We start from the raw sequence: 13,333 nt of genomic DNA, 5'->3' as shown, positions 1-13,333 counted from the left end.
GCCGGGCCTGGCGCTGCGGGGCCGCGCCCCGGGCGCCCGGCCGTCGGCGGGCCGCGCCCCCGCGCCGCGCGCCGGCGGCGGCCGCCCGCGCCTGCCGCGCCCGGGAGGCACGTCGGGCGGACCGGGGCTGCGCGGCAGGTTCGACCAGGCCCGGCGGGCCTGGGACCGCCCGCTCACGGCGTATTACCTGATCATCGGCAGCGCGTTGCTGATCATGGTGCTCGGCCTGGTCATGGTCTACTCCGCGTCCATGATCAAGGCGCTGGAGCTGTCGCTGCCGGCCTCCTACTTCTTCCGCAAGCAGTTCCTCGCGGCCATGATCGGCGCGGGCCTGCTGCTGATCGCCGTCCGCATGCCGATCAAGCTGCACCGCGCCCTGTCGTACCCGCTGCTGCTGGTGACCGTCTTCCTGATGGCGCTCGTGCAGGTGCCGGGGATAGGGCAGTCGGTCAACGGCAACCAGAACTGGATCGGCTTCGGCGCCTTCCAGCTCCAGCCGAGCGAGTTCGGCAAGCTCGCCCTCGTGCTGTGGGGCGCGGACCTGCTCGCCCGCAAGCACGAGAAGCACCTGCTCAACCAGTGGAAGCACCTGCTGGTGCCACTCGTGCCCTGCGCGTTCTTCCTGCTCGGCCTGATCATGATCGGCGGCGACCTCGGCACCGCGATCATCCTCACCGCGATCCTCTTCGGCCTGCTGTGGCTCGCGGGGGCACCCACCCGCCTGTTCGCCGGGGTACTCGGGGTCGCGCTGGCCATCGTCGTCATGCTCGTGGAGACCAGCCCCAACCGCATGGGCCGCCTCAGCTGCGTCGGCGCCAGCGCGCCGGGCCCCGAGGACCAGTGCTGGCAGGCGGTGCACGGGCTGTACGCGCTGGCCGGCGGCGGCTGGTTCGGCTCCGGCCTCGGCGCGAGCGTGGAGAAATGGGGCCAGCTGCCCGAACCCCACACCGACTTCATTTTCGCCATCACCGGGGAGGAACTGGGTCTCGCAGGGACGCTGTCGGTCCTCGCCCTCTTCGCGGCTCTAGGCTATGCGGGTATCCGCGTGGCCGGACGCACGGAGGACCCCTTCGTGAGGTACGCAGCGGGTGGCGTGACCACCTGGATCACGGCGCAGGCCGTGGTCAACATCGGTGCCGTGCTCGGCCTCCTGCCGATCGCGGGTGTCCCGCTCCCGCTGTTCTCCTACGGAGGGTCCGCCCTGCTGCCGACGATGTTCGCCGTCGGACTGCTGATCGCCTTCGCGCGCCAGGAGCCGGCGGCGAAGGCGGCACTTGCCATGCGGGCGTCCGCCCCCGGCCGGAAGGCGGGCGGGCTTGGATGGATGACGATGAGACGGCGCGTCAAGCAGCGGCCGTCCGGAGAGCGGTGAATTTCGGTGCATGTCGTACTCGCAGGCGGAGGGACCGCCGGTCACATCGAGCCCGCGCTCGCCCTCGCGGACGCCCTGCGCAGGGCCGATCCCACCACCGGGATCACCGCGCTCGGCACGGAACGCGGCCTGGAGACCAGGCTCGTGCCCGAGCGCGGCTACGAGCTCGCGCTCATCCCCGCCGTGCCGCTGCCCCGCAGGCCCACGCCCGAACTGATCACGGTTCCGGGCCGGCTGCGCGGCACCATCAAGGCGGCCGAGCAGGTCATGGAGCGCACCAAGGCCGACTGCGTGATCGGCTTCGGCGGCTACGTGGCGCTGCCCGGCTACCTCGCGGCCAAGCGGCTGGGGGTGCCGATCGTCGTCCACGAGGCGAACGCCCGGCCCGGCCTCGCGAACAAGATCGGCTCGCGGTACGCCTCGGGCGTCGCCGTCTCCACCCCGGACAGCAAGCTGCGCGGGGCCCGCTACATCGGCATCCCGCTGCGCCGCACCATCGCGATGCTGGATCGCGCGCGGGTGCGCCCCGAGGCGCGGGCCGCGTTCGGCCTCGACCCCAACCTGCCCACCCTGCTGGTCTCCGGCGGCTCGCAGGGCGCCCGCCGCCTCAACGAGGTCGTCCAGCAGGTCGCGCCGGTCCTCCAGCGCTCCGGCATCCAGATCCTCCACGCCGTCGGTCCGAAGAACGAAATGCCGCGCGTGGACAACATGCCGGGAATGCCCCCCTACATCCCGGTACCGTACGTGGACCGGATGGACCTCGCGTACGCCGCGGCCGACATGATGCTCTGCCGCGCGGGTGCGATGACCGTGGCGGAACTCTCCGCCGTGGGCCTGCCGGCCGCCTACGTGCCGCTGCCGATCGGCAACGGCGAACAGCGGCTCAACGCCCAGCCGGTGGTCAAGGCCGGCGGCGGACTCCTCGTCGACGACGCGGAACTGAGCCCGCAGTGGGTGCAGAGCAGCGTCCTGCCGGTCCTGGCCGACCCGCACCGGCTGTACGAGATGTCCCGGGCGGCCTCCGAGTTCGGCCGCAGGGACGCCGACGACCTCCTCGTCGGCATGGTGTACGAGGCGATCGCCGCGCGCCGCCAGGCGTGAGGCGGGCCCCCGAGGGGGCCCAACCGAGCGAGAGGCAGGGGCACATGGCCGGACCGACCGCGGCCGAGCGCGACGCACGGCAGCCGGGGGCGGAGTCCGGCCACCCCGGCGGAGGCGAGGACGAGGGCCGTCGCATCCCCCTGCGCAGGCTGATCGTCGTACTGGCTGCGGTGGCCGTGGTGTTGGGATTCGTCCTGTGGCTCCTCTACGGCTCCTCCTGGCTCTCGCTCACGCGCGTGCGGGTCTCCGGCACCGCTGTCCTGACGCCCCGGCAGGTCGCGGACGCCGCCCGGGCCCCGCTCGGATCGCCCCTCGCCTCGCTGGACACCGGCGCGGTGGAGGCGCGCGTCGAACGGGCGCTGCCACGGGTCGATTCCGTGGACGTCTCCCGGTCCTGGCCGCACACGGTCGAACTGAAAGTGACCGAGCGAAAGCCCGTACTGGTCATCAAGAAGGGCGCGGAGTTCACCGAAGTCGACGCCAAGGGTGTGCGTTTCGACACGGTGGGGAAAGCGCCCACGGGTGTGCCTCTGCTGGAATTGGCGATCGACCCGAAGGCGGCCTCCCCGCGTTTCCCGGCGACCCGTCTGCTGCGCGAGGCGGCGGCCGTGCGCGCGGCGCTGCCCGCCGAGGTGGGCCGCGCCACCCGGTCGCTCGAAGTCCGGTCGTACGACTCCGTGTCCCTGAAGCTGGCCGGTGGCCGTACGGTGATGTGGGGGAGCGGCGAGGACAACGGGTCCAAGGCGCGTGCGCTCTCCGCTCTTCTCAAAGCCGCGCCGAACGCCGACCATTTCGACGTGAGTGCGCCCAGTGCGCCCGCCGCATCGGCCAGTTGACGGGCGTTTGTGCTGGCAGGGGCCCTGGTTGGCCAGCGCTATGGGTGATCACATAGGGTGAAAAGAAACACGGGAGGTTCGGCGTGTTCATTGAACGTCCGCCACTTGTCGCCTTAGTGTCCTGTTCGGAAGAGTCCAAAGAAGCCCAAGAACGGGCGCACTACTAACCCTAAACTTCAACGTTAGGGTTTGGGTCGGCGATTCGGACCGTCCCATCGGCATCAGTCGTCACGCAGTGGATCTGTCCGCGCGACGGCACGTAACCCGAGGCGAGAGGCCTTCGACGTGGCAGCACCGCAGAACTACCTCGCAGTCATCAAGGTCATCGGTGTCGGCGGCGGTGGTGTCAATGCCATCAACCGAATGATCGAGGTCGGCCTCAAGGGTGTCGAGTTCATCGCGATCAACACGGACGCGCAAGCGCTGTTGATGAGCGACGCCGACGTCAAGCTCGACGTCGGCCGCGAACTGACCCGCGGCCTCGGCGCCGGCGCCAACCCGGCGGTCGGGCGCAAGGCCGCGGAGGACCACCGCGAGGAGATCGAGGAGGTCCTCAAGGGGGCCGACATGGTCTTCGTCACCGCGGGCGAGGGCGGCGGAACCGGCACCGGCGGCGCGCCCGTCGTCGCCAACATCGCCCGCTCGCTGGGCGCCCTCACCATCGGCGTGGTCACCCGCCCCTTCACCTTCGAGGGCCGCCGCCGCGCCAACCAGGCCGAGGACGGCATCGCGGAACTCCGCGAAGAGGTCGACACCCTCATCGTCATCCCCAACGACCGGCTGCTGTCCATCTCGGACCGCCAGGTCAGCGTGCTGGACGCCTTCAAGTCCGCGGACCAGGTCCTGCTGTCCGGCGTCCAGGGCATCACCGACCTCATCACGACGCCCGGCCTGATCAACCTGGACTTCGCGGACGTCAAGTCCGTGATGTCCGAGGCCGGCTCGGCGCTCATGGGCATCGGCTCCGCCCGCGGCGACGACCGCGCGGTGGCGGCGGCCGAGATGGCCATCTCGTCGCCGCTGCTGGAGGCGTCCATCGACGGCGCCCGCGGCGTGCTGCTCTCCATCTCCGGCGGCAGCGACCTCGGCCTGTTCGAGATCAACGAGGCCGCGCAGCTGGTCAGCGAGGCCGCACACCCCGAGGCCAACATCATCTTCGGCGCGGTCATCGACGACGCACTCGGCGACGAGGTCAGGGTCACCGTCATCGCGGCGGGCTTCGACGGCGGACAGCCGCCGACGCGGCGCGAGACCGTGCTCGGCTCGTCCGCCGGCAAGCGCGACGAGCCCTCGGCGTCCCGCCCGCTGGACGGCGGACGCCCCTCCTCCGGCGGACTCGGCACCGTCCCCTCCGCGGACGACGTCCCCTCCCCGGCCAAGGAGCCCGCGGCCCCGGTCGCCGAGAAGCCGCTCCCGCCGGTGTCCACCCCGCACGTTCCGCCGACCCGTCCGCCCTTCCAGGACAGCCAGGCCGAGGAACTGGACGTCCCGGACTTCCTCAAGTGATACGGGAAGCGCAGACGATCACGGGCGGCGCCCACTTCGCCTTCACCGACCGGTGGGGCGGGGTGAGCGCCGCTCCGTACGAGGAGCTCAACCTCGGTGGCGCGGTGGGGGACGACCCGGACGCGGTCCTAGCCAACCGCAAGCGGGCGGCGGCCGCGCTCGGCCTCGACGCGGCCCGGGTCGTGTGGATGAACCAGGTGCACGGCCGCGACGTCGCCGCCGTCACCGGCCCCTGGGCGGCGGACGAGACCGTCCCGTCCGTGGACGCGCTGGTCACCGCCGAGCGGGGGCTGGCACTCGCCGTGCTGACCGCCGACTGCGTGCCCGTCCTGCTCGCCGACCCCGAGGCAGGGATCGCGGGCGCCGCGCACGCGGGACGTCCCGGGCTCGTGGCGGGCGTCGTGCCCGCGGTCGTCGCCGCCATGGTGGAGCGGGGCGCGGACCCCGCCCGCATCGCGGCGGCCACGGGGCCCGCGGTCTGCGGCCGGTGCTACGAGGTGCCCGAGGCCATGCGCGCCGACGTCGCCGCCGTCGTGCCGGAGGCCTACGCGGTGACGAGCTGGGGCACCCCGGCCGTCGACGTCGCCGCCGGCGTGCACGCCCAACTCGCCGGCCTCGGCCTGCGCGACCTGCGGCGCTCGCCCGTGTGCACCCGGGAGTCGGCGGACCACTACTCGTACCGCCGCGACCGTACGACCGGTCGGCTCGCCGGCTACGTCTGGCTGGACTGAGCCATGGCCGACCGCAGGGCGGAACTCTCGCGCAACCTCGCCGACGTTCGCGAACGCATCGCGACGGCGTGCGCCGCGGCGGGCCGCGACGCCGCCGACGTGACCCTGATCGTCGTCACGAAGACCTATCCGGCTGACGATGTGCGAACGCTGTACGAACTGGGCGTGCGCCATGTCGCGGAGAACCGCGACCAGGACGCGGCCCCCAAGGCCGCCGCGTGCGCCGATCTGTCGCTGAACTGGCACTTCGTGGGACAGTTGCAGACGAACAAGGCCAGATCCGTGCTGGGTTACGCCGACGAGATCCAGTCGGTGGACCGGGTGCGGCTCGTGTCCGCGCTGTCCGCGGCCGCGGTCCGGGCCGGACGCACGGCCGGCTGTCTCATCCAGGTCGCGCTGGACGCGGAGTCCGGCGAACGCGGAACGAGAGGCGGTGTGGCGCCTGACGGAGTCGAGGAGTTGGCGACGGCGGTGGCCGGAGCCGAGGGGCTGCGGCTCGACGGTGTGATGACCGTCGCCCCGCTGGCCGGGCCGTTCGCGGGCCGGCAACGAGCGGCGTTCGAGCGGCTGATGGAAATCTCATCCCGCCTGCGCGCGGACCATCCTGCTGCAACCATGGTTTCGGCGGGGATGAGCTCGGACCTCGAAGAGGCCGTAGCGGCCGGTGCGACACATGTACGCGTCGGTACGGCGGTCCTCGGAGTCCGACCCCGGCTCGGGTAACGTCGCGAACTAAGTCGGACCAGAGTAGAAAATATGGTCATTTCCGCCGCAAGGCGGGCAGGCCGAGTGGATCGCGGACACTTGGTGACGAGGATCCACCACAGAGCGGAGGAACCGGAGCATGGCCGGCGCGATGCGCAAGATGGCGGTGTACCTCGGCCTCGTGGAGGACGATGGGTACGACGGCAGGGGCTTCGACCCCGACGACGACTTCGAACCCGAGCCGGAGCCCGAACGGGAGCACCGGAGGCAGCCCGCGCACCAGTTGGAGCGCGAGGAACCCGTGCGTGTGCCGGGGCCGCCGCCCCAGCGCGAACGTGAGCGCGAACCCGTATCGCTGGCGGCGGAAAGCGGGCGACCGGCACGGATCGCCCCCGTGGCGTCCATCACACCTGAACGTCCCAGTCTGGAGAAGAACGCACCGGTGATCATGCCCAAGGTCGTGTCGGAGCGGGAGCCCTACCGCATCACCACGCTGCACCCCCGGACCTACAACGAGGCCCGTACCATCGGGGAACACTTCCGCGAAGGCACCCCGGTGATCATGAACTTGACCGAGATGGACGACACCGATGCGAAGCGACTTGTCGACTTTGCCGCAGGTTTGGTCTTCGGTCTGCATGGCAGCATTGAACGTGTGACCCAGAAGGTGTTCCTGCTGTCTCCTGCTAACGTCGATGTCACGGCGGAGGACAAGGCCCGAATCGCAGAGGGCGGGTTCTTCAACCAGAGCTGAGAAACACGACACCGGGTACGACACCGGCCTTCCGGCCGGACCGGCTGGGCCAGGGGAGAGGGACGCGTGGGATGGGCGTTGCGCTGCAGGTGATCTACATCGCTCTGATGTGCTTCCTCATCGTGCTGATCTTCCGGTTGGTCATGGACTACGTCTTCCAGTTCGCACGTTCATGGCAACCCGGGAAGGCGATGGTGGTCGTTCTCGAGGCCACCTACACTGTCACCGATCCACCGCTCAAGCTTCTGCGGCGGTTCATCCCGCCGCTGCGTCTCGGGGGCGTGGCACTCGATCTGTCCTTCTTCGTTCTGATGATCATCGTTTTCATTCTGATTTCCGTCGTAGGCGGGTTCGCGGGATGAGTGTGGACGATACGGTCTTGCCGACTGCCGACGACTACGTAGAGGTGAAGTAGAGATGCCGTTGACCCCCGAGGACGTGCGGAACAAGCAGTTCACGACCGTCCGCCTCCGAGAAGGCTATGACGAGGACGAGGTCGATGCCTTCCTCGACGAGGTCGAGGCGGAACTGACTCGCCTGCTGCGCGAGAACGAGGACCTGCGGGCGAAGCTGGCCGCCGCGACGCGCGCGGCCGCGCAGAACCAGCAGCAGCAGAACATGCGCAAGCCCCCCGAGCAGCAGGACCGGCCGGGTCCCGGCGGACCGCAGGGCCCGGGCGGCCCCGGCGGACCGGTGCCCGCCGCCATATCCGGACCCCCCGTCCAGCAGCAGCCCCCGCAGATGGGACCGCCGCAGCTGCCCGCGGGTCCGAGCGCGCACGGCCCCCAGGGCCCCGGCGGCCCGCAGGGCCACGGCCCCCAGGGCCCGCAGGGCCAGCACGGTCCGGGCATGCAGGGCGGCCCCGGTATGCAGGGCGGCCCGATGCAGGGCGGCCCGGGCATGCAGGGTGGCCCGATGCAGGGCGGTCCGATGCAGGGCGGTCCCGGCATGCAGGGCGGTCCGGGCATGCAGGGTGGTCCCGGCATGCAGGGCGGCCCGATGCAGGGCGGCCCCGGCCAGATGCAGCAGCACATGGGCCCCGGCCCGATGGGCGGCCCCATGGGCGGCCCCGGCGGACCGATGGGCGGCCCCGGCCCGATGGGCCACGCGCCGCAGCTCGGCCAGCCCGGCGGCCCCGGCGGCGACAGCGCCGCGCGTGTCCTCTCCCTCGCCCAGCAGACCGCCGACCAGGCGATCGCCGAGGCGCGGTCCGAGGCCAACAAGATCGTCGGTGAAGCACGCAGCCGCGCCGAGGGTCTGGAGCGCGACGCCCGCGCCAAGGCCGACGCACTGGAGCGGGACGCGCAGGAGAAGCACCGCGTCGCGATGGGCTCGCTGGAGTCCGCCCGCGCCACGCTGGAGCGCAAGGTCGAGGACCTGCGCGGCTTCGAGCGCGAGTACCGCACCCGCCTGAAGTCCTACCTGGAGAGCCAGCTGCGCCAGCTGGAGACCCAGGCCGACGACTCGCTCGCTCCGCCGAGGGCTCCGTCCTCCGCGCCTTCGCTGCCCCCGTCGCCCTCCATGGCGTCGGCCGGTGCCGGTTCGCTCGGCCACTCGATGGGCGGCGGTCCGTCCATGGGCGGTCACGGCGGCCCCTCGGCCGGCCCGTCGTACGGCGGCCAGCAGCAGATGTCGCCCGCGATGACGCAGCCGATGGCACCGGTGAGGCCCCAGGCCCCGCAGCCGATGCAGCAGGCTCCGTCCCCGATGCGCGGGTTCCTCATCGACGAGGACGACAACTGAGGCCGCGGCGCGCGTGAGCGCGTGAACTGAGGCGTTCGGCCGTCGGCAGGCCGCACCGAAGGGGCCGGGCCCGGATCTCCACGATCCGGGCCCGGCCCCTTTTCCGCGTCCGGCCGGGCCCGCGGCCCCGTGGTGTTCCCACGCTCGTACCCGAACCGGCCGGGCAGGTTGGTCCCGTCCCCTCGCGTGACCTCCCGTCCCCGGCCCCAGGCACTTCCCGCCCGGTCCGTCGCTTCCGCAACGCACCGCGGCCCGGGACCCCGTCGGGGTCCCGGGCCGCGGTCCCGGCTCACGGCAGCGGCATACGCCGCCGCCCGCGCGTCAGGCCTTGCGCAGGTGGAACGTCAGCCCGAGCCCCTCGTCCGTGAAGGCCTCGCCGAACGTCGCGTCCGGCTCTCCCCGCTCGAACTCCGGTGCCAGCACCTCCTCGGCCACCAGCTCCGCGTGGCGCGTCAGCGCCTCGGCGACCTCGTCGGACTCGGAGCGCCAGCGCAGCACGATCCGGTCCGCGACGTCGAGGCCGCTGTTCTTGCGCGCCTCCTGGATCAGCCGGATCGCGTCACGGGCGAGGCCCGCGAGGCGCAGCCCCGGGGTGATCTCCAGGTCGAGGGCGACGGTCGCGCCCGCGTCCGAGGCGACCGACCATCCCTCGCGCGGGGTCTCCGTCACGATCACCTCGTCCGGCGCGAGCTCGACGCGCTCGCCGTCGACGTCCACGAAGGCCGTGCCCTCGCGCAGCGCGCGGGACAGCTCGGCGGCGTCCGCCGCCGCGACGGCCTTCGCCACCTCCTGCACCCGCTTGCCGAACCGCTTGCCGAGCGCCCGGAAGTTCGCCTTCGCCGTCGTGTCGACGAGCGAGCCGCCCACCTCGGACAGCGTCGCCAGCGACGACACGTTCAGCTCGTCGGTGATCTGCTCGCGCAGGCCGTCCGGGAGCGACTCGAAGCCGGCCGCCGCGATCAGCGCCCGCGACAGCGGCTGCCGGGTCTTCACGCCCGACTCCGCGCGCGTGGCGCGGCCGAGCTCCACGAGCCGCCGCACCAGGGCCATCCGGCGCGACAGCTCCGGGTCGACCGCCGAGGGGTCCGCCTCGGGCCAGCTCGCCAGGTGCACCGACTCCGGCGCGCCCGGCGCCACGGGCACGACCATGTCCTGCCAGACCCGCTCGGTGATGAACGGCGTCAGGGGGGCCATCAGCCGCGTGACCGTCTCCAGCACCTCGTGCAGTGTGCGCAGCGCGGCCGGCTCGCCCTGCCAGAAGCGGCGGCGGGAGCGGCGCACGTACCAGTTCGACAGGTCGTCCACGAAGGCGGACAGCAGCTTGCCGGTGCGCTGGGTGTCGTACGCCTCCATCGCCTGCGTCGCCTGCTCGACCAGCGTGTTCAGCTCGCCGAGCAGCCAGCGGTCGAGCACGGGCCGGTCGGCCGGCGCCGGGTCGGCCTCCGACGGCGCCCACCCGGAGGTCCGGGCGTACAGGACCTGGAAGGCGACCGTGTTCCAGTACGTCAGCAGGGTCTTGCGCACGACCTCCTGGATCGTGCCGTGCCCGACGCGGCGCGCCGCCCACGGCGAGCCGCCGGCCGCCATGAACCAGCGCACGGCGTCCGCGCCGTGCTGGTCCATCAGCGGGATCGGCTCCAGGATGTTGCCCAGGTGCTTGGACATCTTCCGGCCGTCCTCGGCCAGGATGTGGCCCAGGCACACGACGTTCTCGTACGACGACTCGTCGAAGACGAGCGTGCCGATCGCCATCAGCGTGTAGAACCAGCCGCGCGTCTGGTCGATGGCCTCGCTGATGAACTGCGCCGGGTAGCGCCGCTCGAACAACTCCTTGTTCTTGTACGGGTAGCCGTACTGCGCGAACGGCATCGAGCCCGAGTCGTACCAGGCGTCGATCACCTCGTCCACGCGCGTCGCGGGCTCGCCGCACTGCGGGCAGGCGAAGGTGACCTCGTCGATGAACGGGCGGTGCGGGTCGAGCTCCGACTGGTCCGTGCCGGTGAGCTCCGTCAGCTCGGCGCGCGAGCCGACGCAGGTCAGGTGGGACTCCTCGTTCGCGCAGCGCCAGATCGGCAGCGGGGTGCCCCAGTAGCGCTTGCGGGACAGCGCCCAGTCGACGTTGTTGTTGAGCCAGTCCCCGTACCGGCCGTGCTTGACGGAGTCGGGGAACCAGTTCGTCTTCTCGTTCTCCTCCAGCAGGCGGTCCTTGACGGCCGTCGTGCGGATGTACCAGGACGGCTGCGCGTAGTAGAGCAGCGCGGTGTGGCAGCGCCAGCAGTGCGGGTAGCTGTGCTCGTAGGGCAGGTGCTTGAACAGCAGGCCCCGCTCGCGCAGGTCCTCCGTCAGCGCCTCGTCGGCCTTCTTGAAGAAGACGCCGCCCACCAGCGGCACCTCCTGCTCGAAGGTGCCATCGGGGCGGACCGGGTTGACGACCGGCAGGCCGTACGCGCGGCAGACCTTGAGGTCCTCCTCGCCGAAGGCGGGGGACTGGTGCACGAGGCCCGTGCCGTCCTCGGTGGTCACGTAGTCCGCGTTGACGACGTAGTGCGCCACCGTGCCGGCCGGGAACGAGATCAGCGAGAAGGGGCGCTCGTAGGTCCAGCGCTCCATCTCCTTGCCGGTGAAGGACTCGCCGGTGGCCTCCCAGCCTTCCCCGAGGGCCTGGCCGACGAGCTGCTCCGCGACGACGAGCCGCTCGGTGCCGTCGGTGGCGACGACGTAGCGCACGTCGGGGTGCGCGGCGACGGCCGTGTTCGACACCAGCGTCCACGGGGTGGTCGTCCACACCAGCAGCGACGCCTCGCCCGCGAGCGGCCCGGACGTCAGCGGGAAGCGCACGTAGACCGAGGGGTCGACGATCGTCTCGTAGCCCTGCGCGAGCTCGTGGTCGGACAGCCCGGTCTCGTCCTTCGGGCACCACGGCGCGACCCGGTAGTCCTGGACCAGCAGGCCCTTGTCGAAGATCTGCCGCAGCGACCACCAGACCGAGTCCACGTACTCGGGGCTCATCGTCCAGTACGCGTTCTCCAGGTCGACCCAGTAGCCCATACGGGTCGTGAGCTCCGCGAAGGCGTCGGTGTGCCGGGTCACGGAGGCGCGGCAGCGGTCGTTGAAGGCCGCGATGCCGTACGCCTCGATGTCCTTCTTGCCCTCGAAGCCGAGTTCCTTCTCGACGGCCAGCTCCACGGGCAGGCCGTGGCAGTCCCAGCCGGCCTTGCGGGGCACGTGGTAGCCGCGCATGGTGCGGTAGCGGGGGAAGACGTCCTTGAAGACCCGGGCCTCGATGTGGTGCGCGCCGGGCATGCCGTTCGCGGTGGGCGGACCCTCGTTGAACACCCACTCGGGGCGGCCCTCGCTCCCCTCGACGCTCTTGGCGAAGATCCGGGACTCGCGCCAGAAGTCGAGCACGGCGTGTTCGAGGGCGGGCAGGTCGACCTGGGCCGGTACCTGGTGGTACTGCGGCGAGGCCGGCGACGGCGGGGTCACTGTGGTCATCGGGCGCTTCCTCCGGCGGGACTGCGGCATCTCCGTCCGGAGGGACGAGAGCACGTGCTCCCGCGGTACCACCCTCCTTGGCTCCGGACGCCGGGCGTCCGGGGCCCCCTCATTGGGGCAGCGCTGCCGGGTCTAGTCGCCCGCCGCCTCGCTGCGGGCTTTCTTCCGGCGGCTCCGGGGTGATCCTTCGCTCCGCGCTCTGCCCCCGGGCTCGCACCGTCCCCGGGTCGCTCCTGGCCGCTTGCGGGCTACTCGTCCCCATCCATGCCTGTCGCTGCGCCCAGTGTACGGGGCGGCGGGGGCCGTGCCGTACCGATTACCGCCGGGGCCGGCGGGCGCGGCCCCGGCCCGCGGTGCGGCGGGTGCCGGCGCCGGTAACCGGCGGGGGCGGGGCGCCGGGATTACCCCTCGGGGCGCCGGGCACAACGGATGCAGGCGGGCGGAGGGAGGCGGCGGGGAACAAAGGGGCGGCGTGCCCCGTTGCCGCGGAGCTGATGTCGATTTATCGTCCCAACACGCGTGGGGGCGATGTCACGCAAGTGAAGGAGCCGCGGCCATGGTGGCGAAGAGGACGACCAGGGCGAAGTCACCGGCGGCCGGTCGCGCGCGGTCCGGGGCCGGGCCCGGGACGGGAGCGGGGGGCGGCGAGCGGCGGCCGGTGCGGGACGGGGCGCCCGCGGACGAGCCGGAGAAGGAGATCCGGAAGGGCTCGGGGCGGGGTTCCGGGAGCGCGGCACGGGCCGGCTCCGGAGACCCGGACGACGCAACGGCGCCGGCCCGGTCGCCGGAAGCGGCCGGACGGGCGGACGAGGGGTCCGCCGAAGCGGCCGGGACCCCGGATTCCGGACCCGGGAAGGGTGCCGCCGCGAAGCGGGCCCCCGCGAAACGCACGGCCGCGAAGCGCGGCTCCGCGAAACGAGCGCCCGCGAAACGTGCCGCGCCTGCGAAACGGACCAAAAGGGCGGATCCTGTGGAATCTGCCGATTCCGCGGAACCCGGGGAGGCCGGGGCGCAGGAGCCGGCCGGGGCGGCCGCGCAGGACGCCCCACCGGCCGGGGCCCCGCGCAAGCGGGCCGCGGCCGCCGCCCGG

The 13,333-nt window shown here is 72.2% G+C and carries 10 protein-coding genes; 9 read left to right on the top strand and 1 reads right to left on the bottom strand.

What is annotated here, in order from left to right:
- Positions 1-7: 7 nt before the first annotated feature.
- From ftsW to L1885_RS12900, 9 genes are all read left to right on the top strand, one after another.
- Complete coding sequence (ftsW, locus tag L1885_RS12940) at positions 8-1,372, top strand: putative lipid II flippase FtsW (protein WP_372481936.1); 1,365 nt, start codon at positions 8-10, stop codon at positions 1,370-1,372.
- A gap of 6 nt (positions 1,373-1,378) precedes the next feature.
- A complete protein-coding gene (gene murG / locus L1885_RS12935; protein WP_235797222.1) occupies positions 1,379-2,473 on the top strand; it encodes an undecaprenyldiphospho-muramoylpentapeptide beta-N-acetylglucosaminyltransferase in 1,095 nt (364 codons plus the stop codon).
- 44 nt (positions 2,474-2,517) lie between these two features.
- Positions 2,518-3,309, top strand: a complete 792-nt coding sequence (locus L1885_RS12930; protein WP_235797221.1) for a cell division protein FtsQ/DivIB — start codon at positions 2,518-2,520, stop codon at positions 3,307-3,309.
- Positions 3,310-3,594: 285 nt separating this feature from the next.
- Positions 3,595-4,815, top strand: a complete 1,221-nt coding sequence (ftsZ, locus tag L1885_RS12925; RefSeq protein WP_235797220.1) for a cell division protein FtsZ — start codon at positions 3,595-3,597, stop codon at positions 4,813-4,815.
- Positions 4,815-5,546, top strand: coding sequence for a peptidoglycan editing factor PgeF (gene pgeF / locus L1885_RS12920; RefSeq protein ID WP_372481935.1), 732 nt, complete (start codon positions 4,815-4,817; stop codon positions 5,544-5,546). Before ftsZ ends, pgeF begins: the two co-directional genes overlap by 1 nt.
- Positions 5,547-5,549: 3 nt before the next feature.
- Positions 5,550-6,269 carry a YggS family pyridoxal phosphate-dependent enzyme gene (locus tag L1885_RS12915; protein ID WP_235797218.1) on the top strand — a complete coding sequence of 240 codons (720 nt, stop codon included), beginning with the start codon at positions 5,550-5,552 and terminating at the stop codon, positions 6,267-6,269.
- Positions 6,270-6,390: 121 nt separating this feature from the next.
- The gene (locus L1885_RS12910; protein ID WP_235797217.1) at positions 6,391-7,005 is read left to right on the top strand and encodes a cell division protein SepF; all 615 of its coding nucleotides are present in this window, start codon (positions 6,391-6,393) and stop codon (positions 7,003-7,005) included.
- Positions 7,006-7,076: 71 nt separating this feature from the next.
- Positions 7,077-7,367, top strand: a complete 291-nt coding sequence (locus L1885_RS12905; RefSeq protein WP_235797216.1) for a YggT family protein — start codon at positions 7,077-7,079, stop codon at positions 7,365-7,367.
- Between the two features lie 55 nt (positions 7,368-7,422).
- Positions 7,423-8,748 carry a DivIVA domain-containing protein gene (locus L1885_RS12900; RefSeq protein ID WP_235797215.1) on the top strand — a complete coding sequence of 442 codons (1,326 nt, stop codon included), beginning with the start codon at positions 7,423-7,425 and terminating at the stop codon, positions 8,746-8,748.
- 321 nt (positions 8,749-9,069) lie between these two features.
- Here the strand turns inward: L1885_RS12900 and ileS are convergent, their stop codons facing one another.
- Complete coding sequence (gene ileS / locus L1885_RS12895; RefSeq protein ID WP_235797214.1) at positions 9,070-12,243, bottom strand: isoleucine--tRNA ligase; 3,174 nt, start codon at positions 12,241-12,243, stop codon at positions 9,070-9,072.
- Between the last annotated feature and the right edge of the window lie 1,090 nt (positions 12,244-13,333).

This window comes from Streptomyces fuscigenes, assembly GCF_021556455.1.
Classification (GTDB): Bacteria; Actinomycetota; Actinomycetes; order Streptomycetales; family Streptomycetaceae; genus Streptomyces; species Streptomyces fuscigenes.
The sequence above is the reverse complement of the archived record's forward strand: the minus strand, read 5'-3'. Positions and strand labels throughout refer to the sequence as shown.

Bases quoted from the DNA above. Each gene is read 5' to 3' on its own strand.
- L1885_RS12910 (WP_235797217.1), top strand. From the start codon at position 6,391: ATGGCCGGCGCGATGCGCAAGATGGCGGTGTACCTCGGCCTCGTGGAG.
- L1885_RS12905 (WP_235797216.1), top strand. From the start codon at position 7,077: ATGGGCGTTGCGCTGCAGGTGATCTACATCGCTCTGATGTGCTTCCTC.
- L1885_RS12915 (WP_235797218.1), top strand. From the start codon at position 5,550: ATGGCCGACCGCAGGGCGGAACTCTCGCGCAACCTCGCCGACGTTCGC.
- L1885_RS12900 (WP_235797215.1), top strand. From the start codon at position 7,423: ATGCCGTTGACCCCCGAGGACGTGCGGAACAAGCAGTTCACGACCGTC.
- ileS (WP_235797214.1), bottom strand. From the start codon at position 12,243: ATGACCACAGTGACCCCGCCGTCGCCGGCCTCGCCGCAGTACCACCAG.
- L1885_RS12930 (WP_235797221.1), top strand. From the start codon at position 2,518: ATGGCCGGACCGACCGCGGCCGAGCGCGACGCACGGCAGCCGGGGGCG.